Source organism: Phytoactinopolyspora endophytica (assembly GCF_004138495.1).
GTDB lineage: Bacteria > Actinomycetota > Actinomycetes > Jiangellales > Jiangellaceae > Phytoactinopolyspora > Phytoactinopolyspora endophytica.
This window is the reverse complement of sequence record NZ_ML142851.1, coordinates 18,306-32,485: the sequence shown is the minus strand read 5'-3', so window position 1 is coordinate 32,485 and position 14,180 is coordinate 18,306. Positions and strand designations below refer to the sequence as shown.

Genomic DNA, 14,180 nt, shown 5'->3' with positions numbered 1-14,180 from the left:
TACGGTGACGGCGCCGCGTTAGCTCACTGCGCAGCCGGCAAGGACCGTACCGGCGTTCTGGTGGCACTCACTCTGACCACCGTCGGGGTGCCGCGCGAGGTGATCGTGGAGGACTACGCGCTCTCTAACACTCGGATCGAGCAGATCATGGACCGGCTGACGAAGACGCCGACCTATGCCGACGATTTGAATAGCCGCCCCCTGAGCAGCCATTTCGCACTTCCCGAGACCATGGAGAACTTTCTCGACCTGGCCGACGAGCACGTCGGCGGGCTGCAGGACTGGCTCTCGAGCCAAGGATGGACCTCAGAGGACGCCGACGCTCTCCGCGCCCGGCTGCTCGACTGAGGTCATACTCCTCCCCATGATCATCGAGGATCAGCGGGGTTATAACCCCCAACATCCTCGATGATCATGGGGGAACTGGCCTTCAGCGGGTGCCGTTCCATTTGCCGTGGTGGACGACGTCATCGACGCTCCTGCGGCCGCGCTGCAGGGACGGTGACCGGCGGTCCGGCGCCCGGTAGCCGATGGTGATGGCACCGATCGGGGTGTATTCGTCCGGCACTGCGAACGTGGCGCGGAATTCCGCGATCCGTTCCGGAGGGATGCCGAAGAAGCATGCGCCGAGCCCCTCGTCCACCACGGTCAGCAGCATGAGCAGGCTGGCCATGCCGGTGTCGATGTCCCAGTACGGGGCTGGCCAGCGGGCCTCGTCGCGGTCGGTCCAGCCCTTGTCCGACGCCGCGTAACGATCGAGGTAGGCCTGTTTCGAGGACATCGGGACGATGATCACCGGTGCTCGGCGCAGACCTTGTGACCAGGCGTCGGTCCCGCGTCCGGGAGGTGTGGCGGCCTCCCAGAACAGATTCACGTCCGCGGCGGTGTCCAGGCGGAGGAACGCCCAGCCCTGGCTGAAGCCGGCGCTCGGTGCGCGTACGGCATGGGCCAGAACCCGGTCGATTGCCGCGGGCTCGATCGGGTCATCGGTGTAGTTCCGGACCATGCGCCGCCGCCGCACCACCTCTGCGAACTCCACGCGCGCTCCTAAATTCAGGGCTCGTCGGCGGTGCTGACTATGGGTGAGTTCGGGTCATTCGGCGTCGAGGTCCGTCTCCAGCAACGCGATGAGAGTATCCAGTGCCTCCTCGGCACGGTCGCCCTCGGCGGCGAGGATCACCTCGTCTCCTTGCTCGACGCCGAGCGTCATGAGGGAGAGGATGCTCGATGCGTCGACCGGTTCGCCGTCGGGCTTGCGGATGGTGACCTTGGCGGGCTGCTCTGCAGCGGCCTTGACGAAGACGGCCGCCGGACGGGCGTGTAGGCCGGATTGGCTGGCAACGACGGTTGTACGCTCTGCCACAGCTCTCCCTCGATGTCGAGACGGTGTCAATGCGAGCGTATCTCGCTGTGTTGTGACGGCGGGAGTGCCGGTCGGCCACTGGCGTCGAAACCGGCTCTCGGCGCCCACGTCGCATCAGAGGGTGGCTTCGGTGGATACTGGCTGTTGACGTCTCGCCTCCCGGTGCCGCGAGGTGGGATACGGACCGCAGGTCCGGCGCAGCCGTCTACACGGAATGGAGTCATCTATGCCGATCGCCACCCCTGATGTCTATGCGGAGATGATCAGCCGCGCCAAGGCCGGAGCTTTCGCCTATCCGGCCATCAACGTCTCCTCGTCACAGACCCTGAACGCCGCACTGCGCGGGTTCGCCGAGGCCGAGAGTGACGGGATCATCCAGGTTTCGACCGGTGGCGCGGAATACCTGTCCGGTCCTACGGTCAAGGACCGGGTCCGTGGCGCCATTGCCTTCGCCGCCTTCGCTCACGAGGCCGCCAAGAGCTACGACGTACAGATCGCCCTGCACACCGACCACGCTCCCGTGGACGCGGTGGAACACTGGGTGAAGCCACTGCTGGCGGCGTCCACCGAACGAGTGAAGGCCGGCGGCGATCCCCTTTTCGGATCGCACATGTGGGACGGCTCGGCCGTGCCGCTCGACGAGAACCTGAAGCTCGCCGAAGAGCTGCTCGCGCTCTCCGCTGAGGCCAAGACGCTCCTCGAGATCGAGGTCGGCGTCGTCGGCGGCGAAGAGGACGGTGTCGCGCACGAGATCAACGAGAAGCTGTACACCACCGTGGAGGATGGCCTGGCCACCGCCGCGGCGCTGGGCACAGGTGATAAGGGCACCTACCTCACGGCGCTGACCTTCGGGAACGTGCACGGCGTGTACAAGCCGGGCAACGTCAAGCTGCGTCCGGAGATCCTCCGTGACATCCAGCAGACCGTCGGTGAGAAGTACGGCAAGGAGAAGCCGTTCAACCTGGTGTTCCACGGTGGCTCCGGATCGACTGCCGAAGAGGTCGCGGCAGCGGTCGACTACGGCGTGGTGAAGATGAACATCGACACCGACACGCAGTACGCCTTCACCCGCCCGGTCGCCGAGCACATGTTCAAGAACTACGACGGTGTGCTGAAGATCGACGGCGAGGTCGGCAACAAGAAGATGTACGACCCCCGCACATGGGGCAAGGCGGCCGAGGCCGGCATGGCTGAGCGCGTTGTCAACGCCACGCAGTGGCTGCGGTCGGCTGGGCAGAGGATGAAGTGATGCCCGGCGAGGATCTTCTCGGCGGGCCGCCGGAGACCCTGCTTCCGGACGAGCCTACGCCGCGGGAGGCGCTGGCCACCGGTGTCGATCCGGCGACGGTGGCCGCTTCACATCCCACGTCGTCACTGGCGTGGGCGGAGCTGGCCGACCGTGCGTTCGAGGCCGGGGACGTCGTGACCTCTTACGCGTTCGCCCGTACCGGATACCACCGCGGCCTCGACCAGCTCCGGCGTGCCGGCTGGAAGGGGCATGGCCCGATCCCGTGGGAGCACGAACCGAACCGAGGGTTCTTGCGGGCGCTGCATGCCTTGGGTCGCGCCGCGGAGAGCATCGGCGAGGCCGAGGAAGCGGAGCGGTGCGCTCAGTTCCTGCGTGACTCCAGCCCGACCGCTGCCGGCGAACTGCTCTAGACCGACTCCGGAAGCTGGGGGTGGGGTGCCTCGTGTGCCACGATGGGTGACACGCGGGCCCCACCGCCAGACGAGGCCGTAGGCGAATGCCGGCTTTGCACGCTGCCGGTCGTGATCACCGGAACTTCCGGTAGCCTCGGCGTCAGTAATCGTCCATGTAAGAAGGGGGAACACCCCGCCATGCCCGCGATCGTTCTCGTCGGAGCCCAATGGGGTGACGAAGGCAAGGGAAAGGCGACCGACCTGCTCGGCAGCTCGGTTGACTATGTCGTCAAGTTCAACGGCGGTAACAACGCCGGGCACACCGTGGTGATCGACGGTGAGACCTACGCGTTGCACCTGCTGCCGTCTGGAATCCTCACCCCGGGTGTCGTGCCGGTGATCGGTAACGGCGTCGTGGTCGACCTCGGCGTGCTGTTCGAGGAGATCGACGCGCTGGAAGCACGCGGCGTGGACACCTCGGCCTTGGTCGTCAGCGCGAACGCGCACCTGCTGCCGCCGTACAATCGCAGCCTGGACAAGGTGGTGGAGCGGTTCCTGGGCAGCCGCCGTATCGGCACCACCGGTCGTGGAGTCGGCCCCACCTATGCGGACAAGATGTCCCGCGTCGGCTTGCGTGTGCAGGACCTCTTCGATGAGAAGATCCTCCGCCAGAAGGTCGAGGGTGCGCTGGTACAGAAGAACCAGCTCCTGGTCAAGGTGTACAACCGGCGCGCGGTCACGGTGGACGAGATCGTCGACGAGTTGATGGGGTACGCCGATCGATTGCGGCCCATGGTCGCGGACACCAGCCTGCTGCTGGCGAAGGCGATCGACGAGGGCGCGAACGTCGTGCTGGAAGGCGGCCAGGCGACGCTGCTGGATGTCGACCACGGGACGTACCCGTTCGTGACCTCGTCGAACCCGACATCTGGTGGCGCGTGTACGGGCGCGGGGATTCCACCGACGCGCATCGACCGGGTCGTCACCGTGATGAAGGCCTACACGACGAGGGTGGGTGAAGGACCCTTCCCCACCGAGCTCACCAATGAGGACGGCGTGCGGCTACGCAAGGACGGAGGCGAATTCGGCACAACCACCGGGCGCCCCCGCCGGTGCGGCTGGCTGGACGCGGTTGTCGGCCGCTTCGCGGTCCGGGTGAACGGCACCACCGACTTCGTCCTGACCAAACTCGACGTCCTGACGGGCTGGGATCAGGTACCGGTCTGCGTCGCATACGACGTGGACGGCGTCCGGCACGACGAGATGCCGATGACCCAGACCGACTTTCACCATGCCACACCGATCTACGAGTACCTCGAAGGGTGGGACGAGGACATCTCGGGTGCTCGTTCGCTTGCCGAGCTGCCGGCGGCCGCGCGACGCTACGTGGAGGCCGTGCAGGAGCTCTGCGGTGCGCCTATCTCGGCGGTCGGTGTGGGAGCGGGACGGGAGTCGATCATCGCTGTGCGCGACCTGATCGGCTAGCACGCGGACGCTCGCCTGTCCGGCTAGGGCGTCCCGTCGGTGGAATCACCCGATCGGCCGTCCTTGCCCGACCGGTCGGGAGCGAAAGCTTCGAGCACCATCCCGATGATCCGTTCCGACGCCTCCCGCCTGGCGGCGTCCGGTAGCTGAGAGAGCGGTCCGTCCAGGACCAGTCGGGCGAATCCGTGCACGGCGGACCAGGCCGCAAGCTCGGCCATCGGCCGCCGGTCGGGAGGCATGACGCCGGCGTCGACCAGCTCGTCCAGCGTCTCGTTGAGCACGCGGAACGTGGGGGGCATGGCTTCGGCAGGCAGGTCCGGCAGGGATCCCCGTTCGCCGAAGGCGACCCGGAACAAGCCAGGCTCGGCCAGTGCGGCTTCGATGTAGGCGCGCCCAATCGCTTCGAGCCGCTGGACCGCGCGATCCGCGGGCGTGCCGCTGGTCCCGATGGCGGCGACGTGCTCGCGCATCGCTTCGAGCAGGACGGTGAAAGCTCTGTCTTTGACCGCGTTGAGGAGCTGGTCGGCGTCGCTGAAGTGCCGGTATGCGGCGGTGGGTGTGACTCCGACCATGCGGGCGGCCGGCCGGATCCCGACCGCGTCAGGTCCGCCCTGCCCGGCGAGTTCCGCACCGGCTGTGATGAGCGCGTTGCGGAGATCGCCGTGGTGGTAGGTGTCGCGATGGCGGCCTGGAACGGTCATGTCCATGAATGTTGACACTCGCTAACATCTATGGCAAGCCGGACCGCACTATTGGGCCCGGGCCCGTTCGACCATGGCGTTGAGTAAGCCGGCCGCTGTCTCCGCGTCGTCCACGACGACGATCGTGCGCTTGCCGTCCGTCCGCTCGACGAGTACGCCGTTGCCCCCTCGCATGATGAAGCCGCTCGCGCCCCGGTACGGGCCGAAGAGCGCAATACGGTAGCCGTAGCCGCCGAAGTGCGGGATCGGGCGCACCCGTGCCATCTCGGCGTGTGCGATCTCGTCGATCGGCGTCTGGAACTTCGGCCACCCGAGGAAGCTCTTGACGGTCATTCCCCGGTGGTCGACGGTCACTCGGATCGAACACATCAGGGCGATCAGACCGACGAGGATGGTGGTGACGATCAGCACGGCCCACTGCCCCGTGAGCAGTGCCGTGATGGCGGTAACGCCGACGACGGCGGCCAGGAGTATCACCATGAGACTCCCGGCGGCGACCGAACGGGTCCAGACGACTAACTCGTTCTCACTGAGGGGGACGCGAGGCGCGTCTTCTGGGACGAGAGCGCCGGACCCGGTGCGCCGGGGCACCAAGGATATTGCGATGACGGTCACAGCTACGGCCAGGCCGACGGCTCCCAGGAACGCGGCAGCGCTCAGGTCTGCGTCGCGGGCGTCGGAGATCCCCCGTTGATCGGCGACCAGGCCTGCGACGAGTGCCGTGACAAGCGTCGTCGTTCCCGATGTCATCCCAGTCACGACGCGCGCCACCGTCGGATCGTGACGCCCTGCGAAGGACAGAATCAGCGCGATCGCCGGGAAGGCCACGCCGAAAGCCGCGATCATACCGGCGACGGCCTCGACCGAGGCGAATCCATTGGCACCGCTGGTTCCCCAGTGAATGGCTACCCGCGACGGCAGATCGTCGCGCCAGCTCCAGACCAGGAGTGCTCCGATGAATGCCACCAGGAAGGGGATGCCCGCCGAGGCGAGGAGCGTGCGGCCACTGGGCCGGGTCCGCGGCGTCTGGGGTGTCGCGTGAGTCATTGGTACTCCGTTCGTATCAGGTCGACCAGCTCATCCGTCGTGAGACCGAGCCGCCGGGCTTGGGACGCGACCTCGGTGACGGCTTCTCGAAGTGCGGCCAGTCCGTCCGATGCTTGCGTGGTGAGCACGGCTCCGCGTCCTCTTCGCAGCTCCACCAAGCCTTCGTCGCGGAGCTGCTGGTAGCCGCGGAGAACCGTGTGGACGTTGAGCCCCAGGGAGTCGGCCAGGTCCCGTGCGCCCGGGAGCCGTTCCCCCGCCCGAACCTCACCACGTGCGGCCGCACCACGTACGGCTGCAGCCAGCTGCGCGAACAGCGGCTCGGACGAGTTCGGGTCCATCCGGATGAGCATTCACTAAGTCTATTGTTCTAGTTCTAATAGAACAACTTTGTGACCCGGCGGCGCCCTCGACGACCGTCGGCCGGGCCCGCAACGGCGGATAAGTCAGTGGATCGGCCCTGGGGTACCGTCGGGTCATGTCCGAAGCCGATCGCCTGTCCCCGCCCGTCGCCAAGCGCGTTCCGCATACCCGGACGTTCCACGGTGACACCGTCGTCGATGAGTACGCGTGGCTCCTGGATCGCGACGATCCGGACACGACGGCCTACCTCGAGGCGGAGAACGCGTACACCGAGGCGGTCACCGCCCACACCAAAGGGCTGCAGGGCCAGATCTTCGAAGAGATCAAGGCGCGGACGCTGGAGACCGACCTTTCCGTGCCGAGCCGATACGGCGGGTGGTGGTACTACACACGTACCGTGGAAGGTCGGCAGTACGCGATCCACTGCCGCTCTCGGACGGAACCGGAGCTGCCGGACGACCCTGCACAGCCGATCGTCTCGCCCGCCGATGAGCAGGTGCTCCTCGATGAGAACGAGCTCGCCGGAGAGTCGCCCTACTTCGCGCTCGGAGCGTTCGACGTCAGTCCGGACGGCCGGTTGCTCATCTTCTCCACCGACTACGACGGAGCGGAGAAGTACACGCTGCGCGTCAAGAATCTCGAAACGGGCCAGCTCCTGCCCGACGAGGTGCCCAACACGTACTACAGCACCGCCTGGTCCGCGGACGCATCGACACTCTTCTACACGACCGTCGACGAGGCGATGCGCCCCTATCGGGTATGGCGGCACCATCTCGGTACGGACGCCGCCGAGGATCAGATCGTGCACCAGGAGGACGACGAGCGCTTCTTCGCCGATGTCAGCCTGACCCGCAGCAAGGCGTACGTGCTCATCACGCTGGGCAGCTCGATCACCAGCGAGGTGCGTATCCTGTCGGCGGACGAGCCGAACGGCGAATTCCGCTTGGTGGAGCCACGCCGCCAGGGGGTGGAGTACTTCGTCGACCACTCTGGGCCGTACTTCTTCATCGTCCACAACGACGGCGCGTTGGACTTCGAGCTGGCGAAGGCACCGATCGGATCGCCGGGACGGGAGCACTGGACTCCCGTCCTGCCGCACGAGCAGGGGCGGCGCATCGTCGACGTGGGCGCGTTCGCCGGGCACTTGATTGTTCCGCTGCGGCGTGGCGGGAGCACGGGCCTGCATGTGATCCCGTTGCACGACGGCGAGCCGCAGCCAGGCCGCGACATCGACTTCCCCGAAGAGGTCCGGTCCGTCCGGCCGGGAGGAAACCCCGAGTTCACGACGGCGACCTTCCGGCTCGGCTACACGTCCCTGGGGACGCCGAGCTCGGTCTATGACTACGACGTCGGCACCCGCGAACTGCAGTTGCGCAAGCGGCAGCCGGTGCTCGGTGATTTCGATCCCAGTCGATACCAGACGGTGCGGGAGTGGGCCACGGTCGAGGACGGAACCCGGATTCCGATATCGCTGGTCCGGCGGTTGGACACTCCGGCCGACGGGACGGCACCATGTGTGCTTTACGGGTACGGATCTTACGAAGCCTCCATGGATCCGTGGTTCTCCATCCCGAGACTCTCGTTGCTGGACCGGGGGTTCGTCTTCGCCATCGCGCACGTGCGGGGCGGCGGTGAGATGGGCCGCGCCTGGTACGAGCAGGGAAAGATGCTGGCGAAGAGGAACACCTTCACCGATTTCGTGGCGTGCGCGGAACGGCTCGTGGAGGCCGGATGGACGTCGAATGACCGGCTGGCCGGCCGGGGTGGCAGCGCCGGCGGGCTGCTGATCGGATCGGTGGCCAACCTGGCGCCGTCGGCGTTCGCCGCGCTTGTGGGTGAGGTGCCGTTCGTCGACGCACTGAACACCATCCTGGACCCGTCATTGCCGCTGACGGTCATTGAATGGGAGGAATGGGGCAACCCGGTCGAGTCGGCTGAGGTCTATCGGTACATGAAGTCCTACTCGCCGTACGAGAACGTGCAAGCGGTCCGATATCCGGCCATCCTTGCCACGGCGGGACTGAACGATCCGCGGGTCGGCTACCACGAGCCGGCGAAATGGGTGGCGAAGCTGCGCGCGGTTGCCACTGGCGAGAAGCCGCTTGTGCTCAAGACCGAGATGGGAGCGGGGCACCGTGGCCCGTCCGGGAGGTACGACGCGTGGCATGACGAGGCGTTCACCTTGGCCTTCATCATCGACGCGGTGGCGGATATCAAAGCGGAGTAAGCGGCTGTGTAGCGGGCATAGCGGACAATTAGGCACAATCCGCCAATGTTCACTTGCGGATGTGTGAATCTCCGGGATGATGTACTACGCACAGATCTGCAATCGCCCAGGCAACAGGAACGAGGGTTCTCCGTGTCGTCTAACGGGATCGACTTCAAGTCGCTGCCGCCCTACCGGCTGATCGCACTCATCGGCGGGGCCGTCCTCTTCATCTCGTTGTTCTTCCCGTGGGTTCGGGCAAGCGCTGGCGGCGGGTTCAGTAATAGCGTGAGTGGCTGGAACGGTATCGGAGTCCTCGTCGGCATCTTGGCGATCCTCCTGATTGCGTGGGAGGTCATCCGGATACTGGGTGTGGCCGATCAGATCAACTTCAACCACGACCTGATCACGGCTGGACTGGCGGCGCTGACGACGCTGTTCGGCCTGATCCAGTTCATCCGCTCGCTGGCGCATGGCGGGGCCTCGAGTGAAGCAGCCGCGATCGGTGTGGAAATCAGCACCGGCCCGCACATCGGGGCTTTCCTGATCTTGCTCTGCTCGCTCGCTCTCGGGTTCGCGGCCTTCATGGCGTTCCAGGGCGCCGGAGGCGCGTCCGCACTGCAGCAGATGCAGGCTCAGGGAGGTGCCCCGCAGGCGCCGATCAACCCGCAGACCGGTCAGCCCTACCCCCAGGCGCCGCAGCAAGGTTACGGTCAGCAGCAGTATCACCAGGCGCCGCAGCAGGGTTACCAGCAGCCGCCTCAGGCGCCGCAGCAGGGTTACCAGCAGCCGCCCCAGGCGCCGCAGCAGGGCTACCAGCAGCCGCCTCAGGCGCCGCAGCAGGGTTACCAGCAGCCGCCTCAGGCGCCGCAGCAGGGTTACCAGCAGCCTCCTCAGGCGCCGCAGCAGGGCTACGGTCAGCAGGGTTACCAGCAGCAGCCTCCTCAGGCGCCGCAGCAGGGTTACCAGCAGCCTCCTCAGGCGCCGCAGCAGGGTTACCAGCAGCCGCCTCAGGCGCCGCAGCAGGGCTACGGTCAGCAGGGTTACCAGCAGCAGCCTCCTCAGGCGCCGCAGCAGGGTTACCAGCAGCCACCACAGGCACCGCAGCAGGGTTACCAGCGGCCGCCCCAGGCGCCGCAGCAGGGCTACGGTCAGCAGGGTTACCAGCAGCAGCCGCCGCAGGCACCGCCGCAGGCACCGCCGCAGGGGTATCAGCAGCCTCCTCAGCCGCCGCAGGGTTACCAACCACCGCCAGCACAGGATTACTCCTGGTCCGCTGAAGACGACGACCCGCAGAACCCGCACCGGGGAGCTTGAGGGCTGTTCCAGCAACCCCGTGGAGGCGAGAACCCATCGCCTGCACGGGGTTTTTGCTTGCGGGTGAAACTGCGATCAGCGGTTCCCGGACGGGTCTCGGCGGGGTTTCCGGGGCATCCCGAGTAGCCAGGGTGCCTATATGAGACGGTGACTATATGAGACGGCCGGGGACGACGGTCATGGCTTTTGGCTTCATAGAAAGCAAGGATTGCAGCGCCGCGCCGGTCGTCCGAAACGCGCCCGACGAATGCCTGTAACGGATCCGGGTATCTGACCATCCGTTGGCGACCTCTATAAGGAACGGGGGAGTGCGCGGATGGATGACCGTACGCGGCACGATGAGCCGCCCACGAGGGAGCTCATCGCGCAATTCTCCGAGCAGACGTCTCGCCTGGTCCGGGACGAAATGCGAATGGCAGTCGCCGAGGTCAGGGAAAAGGGCAAGCATGCCGGTGTTGGCGTAGGCATGTTCAGTGGCGCTGGACTGCTGGCCTTCTTCGGCGTTGCCGCGCTGATCACAGCTGGGATCCTGGCGCTCGAACTGGTGCTTCCGGGATGGGCGGCGGCGTTGATCGTGGCTGGCGTGCTGTTCGTACTCGCAGCTATCGCGGCCCTCACGGGTAAGAGTGAGGTGGGCAAGGCGAAGCCACCGCCGGAGCGGACCATCGAGAACGTGAGACGTGACGTTGATGAGGTGACAGGGCGGGGAGAACATGACAGGTAGAACGGCATTGCGGTCCGAACCGCCCGAAGGCGCGGACATCGAAGAGATCGAGCGCGATCTGGACTACACCCGCGAACAGTTGGGTGAGACCGTCGAAGAGTTGACGGATCGGCTGGCTGAGAAGTCACGTCCACTTGTGTACGTGGCAGGGGCGACCATGGCGGTGGCTGCGGCTGCGGCGATCTGCGTGGTGGCGTGGCGGCGACGACACTGAGGAGCCGTCATGGTAGACCAACAAGGTCCTGCGGACAGAACGGAAGCGCCCCACCCGGACGACCCGGAGAAGCCTGAACACCCGGCCCAGCTCACCGGGCCATCCAAAACGTACATCGCCAAGCGGACCATGCGCGAGTTCTCCGCCGACGCATGCACCGATCTCGCCGCGGCGCTGACGTACTACGGAGTTCTCGCATTGTTTCCGGCAGTCGTGGCGCTGGTGTCGCTTCCGGCACTGATCGGCCAGGAGGACGAAGCCCGAGACACCCTGTTTGACATCGTCGAGGACTTCGCGCCGGCGGATCTGGCGGCCGATCTGCGTGGGCCGATCGAGCAGATCACACAGGTGCCCGGAGCCGGTTTGGCGCTGGTATTGGGACTTGCCGGTGCGTTATGGGCGGCATCCGGCTATGTCGGTGCGTTCGGCCGGGCGATGAACCGGATCTACGGGATCGAGGAGGGCAGGCCTTTCTGGAAGCTTCGCCCCGTGATGCTACTGCTCACCATGGTGGTGATCCTGTTGGCGGCGGCGGCCGCGGTCATGTTGGTGGTCACTGGTCCTATGGCTCAGGCGATCGGCAGTGCCATCGGGCTCGGGGACACCGCCGTGACCGTCTGGAACATCGCGAAGTGGCCGTTCTTGGTGGTCATCGTGCTCCTGGTGATCGCGGTCCTCTATCACGGAACGCCGAATGTCCGGCAGCCTAAGTTCCGGTGGATCAGTCCGGGCGCCCTGCTCGCATTCATCGTGTGGGCCGTCGCATCCGCTGGTTTCGGCTTCTACGTGGCGAATTTCGGGAGCTACGACCGCACCTACGGTTCGTTGGCAGGTGTGATCGTGTTCCTCCTATGGTTGTGGATCACGAACGTTGCCTTGCTGTTCGGCGCCGAGTTCGACGCCGAACTGGAGCGTGGCCGCGAGTTGCAGGCCGGGATCGCCGCCGAAGAGGCCGTGCAGTTGCCACCCCGGGACACCCGGAAGAGTGACAAGGCAGCGGCGAAAGCTGCGGACGACGTCCGGCGCGGTCGTGAGCTGCGCGAGCATCAAGGGTCTCGCACGGACTCATGACATCTGGGCTCGTCGCATCCTTGCGCGAGTGTGGGCGGCCCCGGCTAGCCGGCCGAACGTGGCGGAGCATGCGGCGAGTGCGAGCGCGATGAGCTCGAGCCGCCGGGCCCGCCTTCTAGCGATTCGGGCCCGCTTGTCCGGCGCCCGCTGCACACGGGTTGCCCTGCGGATCTCCGCCTCGCGGAGCCGATCGGCGGCGTCGAAGCGGAGCCGGCAATATTCGTCGACGGACATCATGATCTCGTCGCCGTCAGGAGGCGCGGGCGATCGTGATGGACCCACTGGCTGCCCGCGCTGCGATGAGGACCGTCCGGTCGGTCTCGGCCGGAGCGTCGGCCGGCTCGAGATCGGAGCGCACCCTGCCGCTCGCGGACGAGCAGTCCAGTTTGGCGGCCGTCCCGGTGGCGACGCCGACGGTGACATCACCCGATGCCGTCTTGGCGGCAACGTCACCCTCGATCGCGCGCCGGATCCGGATGTCGCCGGACGCCGTCCTGGAATCCAGTTGAGCCATGACCTCGCCGACCTCGATGTCGCCTGATGAGGTGTGAGCTTCGGTGTGGTCGCCGGCCCGGTCGATACGGATGTTTCCGGAGCCGGTGTCGGTACCGATCCGGCCCGAACAGTGTTGGACGAGGATGTCGCCGGATCCTGTATTCGCCTCGGCACCGGTCGCGCCATCGACCCTGATGTCACCGCTGCCGGTCTTGATCGTGACGTCGGCGCAGCTCTCCGCGATGACGTCGCCCGAACCCGTCTTGGCAGCGACGTCCCCGAGACCGCCGGTCAGTACGACGTCGGCGGAGCCGGCCTGGACGCTCACGGCACTGCTCAAGGGGACGGTGACCCGGACGTTGACCGACGGGTCGCGGAGCAGGCTCGGCCCCTTACCGCGGCGTGAGATGTCTATGCGCAGGGCGTTCTCTTGGTGGTCGACGCGCGCACGGTCGATCACCTCGATGGCGTCGGTATCGCCGGGCTTGCCGGGCTGGATATCGACCGTGGTCTCAGTAACGTCCGCGGCCGTGACCTGGATGTTGCCCGATCGGGATTTCACGGAGAGGCTGATCGGCGTGGGCGCGGGAAAGACGCGGGGATAGCTGGAAGTGGTCATGGTTAAGGTGCTCCTCATATCGAAGACGGGAGGGTGGACTGAATGGTCAGCGAGCCCATCCGGAGATACGTCGTCCCAGGTTGACGTGGACGCCGTGCGGCCCGACCTGCACTCCCGTCGAGCCGGCCTGGATCCCGGTCTGCGCGCCATCGAGTGTCTGACTGATCGCTCGGATCAACCATGCGTTCACCGACAGGCCTTCGGCGGCCGCGGCCTCGTCGACTCGGGCCTTGATGCTTTCGGGTAGTCGCAGAGATACACGGGACAGGTTCTCCTCCACGTCCGGCGGCGGGGGCGGGTTCGGCGGCTCCGGCGGTTCCGGAGGCGAGAACGATGTCGTGGACCGCTCGTCGCTCGCCACGAACTCGGGGTTGCCGCCTCGGATGCGTACGTCGACCGAGACTCCGTCGAGTTGTGTGGTGACTTCCGCGGCGGCGTCCCCTAACGCTTCGATGAGCGTGAGCCGCAGCGAAGGCTCGATCGCGTAGGAAAGCCGGTCGGCCGCTTCACGAACGTCATCGGACGCCGCGTGTCCGGCAGCCCCGAGCGCGTTGCGGAGGGAAGTGACGTAAGGCGTGAGCTCCATGACGCCATGGTGGCGTCAATATGATGTCATGTCAAGTGCTCGCTGGCTCACTGGACGCAGAATGGCGCAAACTTCGGTCCCCAAGGCACAGTGCAGCCACCTGTGTTTCCGTTCTGCCCGGCCTGAATGCGGTGGAGCCGCATGACGCCATCTTGGCGCCAGTACGACTCACGCTGACGCCATGGTCCGCGCTTAGCCGGAGTTGGAGTGAGGGTCGCGTTGCGGTCAGTTGTCGGGCGTGACGTCCGGTTGACCGACGAGCCCGCCTCCAGAAGTGCTCTTCTCGTTGCGCCTGACGCCCGCGAGCAAGAGCTGCGCGACGTCGACGACGTCGACGTTCTCGCCCTGGCC

General features: G+C 66.3%; 16 protein-coding genes. 9 read left to right on the top strand and 7 right to left on the bottom strand.

From position 1 onward, the window contains the following. Positions 1-348: tyrosine-protein phosphatase (locus ELR45_RS37010; protein WP_205856126.1), on the top strand; the 348-nt coding region annotated here is incomplete at its 5' end. Positions 349-430: 82 nt separating this feature from the next. On the opposite strand, the gene ELR45_RS06045 is transcribed toward ELR45_RS37010, so the two are convergent. Both ELR45_RS06045 and ELR45_RS06040 read right to left on the bottom strand, forming a co-directional pair. Continuing rightward, a complete protein-coding gene (locus tag ELR45_RS06045) occupies positions 431-1,039 on the bottom strand; it encodes a nitroreductase family protein (protein WP_129664345.1) in 609 nt (202 codons plus the stop codon). A gap of 54 nt (positions 1,040-1,093) precedes the next feature. Continuing rightward, positions 1,094-1,363 carry an HPr family phosphocarrier protein gene (locus ELR45_RS06040; RefSeq protein ID WP_129664343.1) on the bottom strand — a complete coding sequence of 90 codons (270 nt, stop codon included), beginning with the start codon at positions 1,361-1,363 and terminating at the stop codon, positions 1,094-1,096. A gap of 226 nt (positions 1,364-1,589) precedes the next feature. On the opposite strand from ELR45_RS06040, the gene fbaA reads away from it, so the two are divergent. The 3 genes from fbaA to ELR45_RS06025 all read left to right on the top strand — a co-directional run bounded on the left by fbaA (position 1,590) and on the right by ELR45_RS06025 (position 4,489). Continuing rightward, entirely contained in the window at positions 1,590-2,612 is a 1,023-nt protein-coding gene (gene fbaA, locus ELR45_RS06035; RefSeq protein WP_129664341.1) for a class II fructose-bisphosphate aldolase, read from the top strand. Continuing rightward, the gene (locus ELR45_RS06030; RefSeq protein ID WP_205856125.1) at positions 2,612-3,022 is read left to right on the top strand and encodes a DUF3151 domain-containing protein; all 411 of its coding nucleotides are present in this window, start codon (positions 2,612-2,614) and stop codon (positions 3,020-3,022) included. Before fbaA ends, ELR45_RS06030 begins: the two co-directional genes overlap by 1 nt. A gap of 180 nt (positions 3,023-3,202) precedes the next feature. Continuing rightward, the gene (locus ELR45_RS06025; RefSeq protein ID WP_129664339.1) at positions 3,203-4,489 is read left to right on the top strand and encodes an adenylosuccinate synthase; all 1,287 of its coding nucleotides are present in this window, start codon (positions 3,203-3,205) and stop codon (positions 4,487-4,489) included. A 23-nt stretch (positions 4,490-4,512) separates the two neighbouring features. On the opposite strand, the gene ELR45_RS06020 is transcribed toward ELR45_RS06025, so the two are convergent. The 3 genes from ELR45_RS06020 to ELR45_RS06010 are packed head-to-tail and all read right to left on the bottom strand — an operon-like array spanning position 4,513 to position 6,587. After that, positions 4,513-5,190, bottom strand: a complete 678-nt coding sequence (locus ELR45_RS06020; RefSeq protein ID WP_205856124.1) for a TetR/AcrR family transcriptional regulator — start codon at positions 5,188-5,190, stop codon at positions 4,513-4,515. Positions 5,191-5,238: 48 nt separating this feature from the next. Beyond that, positions 5,239-6,237, bottom strand: coding sequence for a DUF1648 domain-containing protein (locus ELR45_RS06015; protein ID WP_129664335.1), 999 nt, complete (start codon positions 6,235-6,237; stop codon positions 5,239-5,241). Then, entirely contained in the window at positions 6,234-6,587 is a 354-nt protein-coding gene (locus ELR45_RS06010) for a GntR family transcriptional regulator (RefSeq protein WP_129664333.1), read from the bottom strand. The genes ELR45_RS06015 and ELR45_RS06010 overlap by 4 nt, the downstream gene beginning before the upstream one ends. A 125-nt stretch (positions 6,588-6,712) precedes the next feature. Between ELR45_RS06010 and ELR45_RS06005 the strand changes: the two genes are divergently transcribed. The 5 genes from ELR45_RS06005 (at position 6,713) to ELR45_RS05985 (ending at position 12,129) form a co-directional block, all read left to right on the top strand. Further along, on the top strand, positions 6,713-8,824 hold the full coding sequence (locus tag ELR45_RS06005; RefSeq protein ID WP_129664331.1) for a S9 family peptidase: 2,112 nt from the start codon (positions 6,713-6,715) through the stop codon (positions 8,822-8,824). A gap of 132 nt (positions 8,825-8,956) precedes the next feature. Then, entirely contained in the window at positions 8,957-10,120 is a 1,164-nt protein-coding gene (locus ELR45_RS37005) for a hypothetical protein (RefSeq protein WP_205856123.1), read from the top strand. 316 nt (positions 10,121-10,436) lie between these two features. Beyond that, entirely contained in the window at positions 10,437-10,844 is a 408-nt protein-coding gene (locus tag ELR45_RS05995) for a phage holin family protein (protein WP_129664327.1), read from the top strand. Next, positions 10,834-11,058 (top strand): DUF3618 domain-containing protein, encoded by a 225-nt coding sequence (locus ELR45_RS05990; RefSeq protein ID WP_129664325.1) that lies wholly within the window; start codon positions 10,834-10,836, stop codon positions 11,056-11,058. Before ELR45_RS05995 ends, ELR45_RS05990 begins: the two co-directional genes overlap by 11 nt. A 9-nt stretch (positions 11,059-11,067) precedes the next feature. Further along, positions 11,068-12,129, top strand: coding sequence for a YihY/virulence factor BrkB family protein (locus ELR45_RS05985; protein ID WP_129664323.1), 1,062 nt, complete (start codon positions 11,068-11,070; stop codon positions 12,127-12,129). A gap of 250 nt (positions 12,130-12,379) precedes the next feature. On the opposite strand, the gene ELR45_RS05975 is transcribed toward ELR45_RS05985, so the two are convergent. Both ELR45_RS05975 and ELR45_RS05970 read right to left on the bottom strand, forming a co-directional pair. Next, positions 12,380-13,243, bottom strand: coding sequence for a DUF4097 family beta strand repeat-containing protein (locus tag ELR45_RS05975; RefSeq protein ID WP_165367521.1), 864 nt, complete (start codon positions 13,241-13,243; stop codon positions 12,380-12,382). 46 nt (positions 13,244-13,289) lie between these two features. After that, entirely contained in the window at positions 13,290-13,829 is a 540-nt protein-coding gene (locus ELR45_RS05970) for a ribbon-helix-helix protein, CopG family (protein ID WP_129664317.1), read from the bottom strand. Positions 13,830-14,180: the final 351 nt, after the last annotated feature.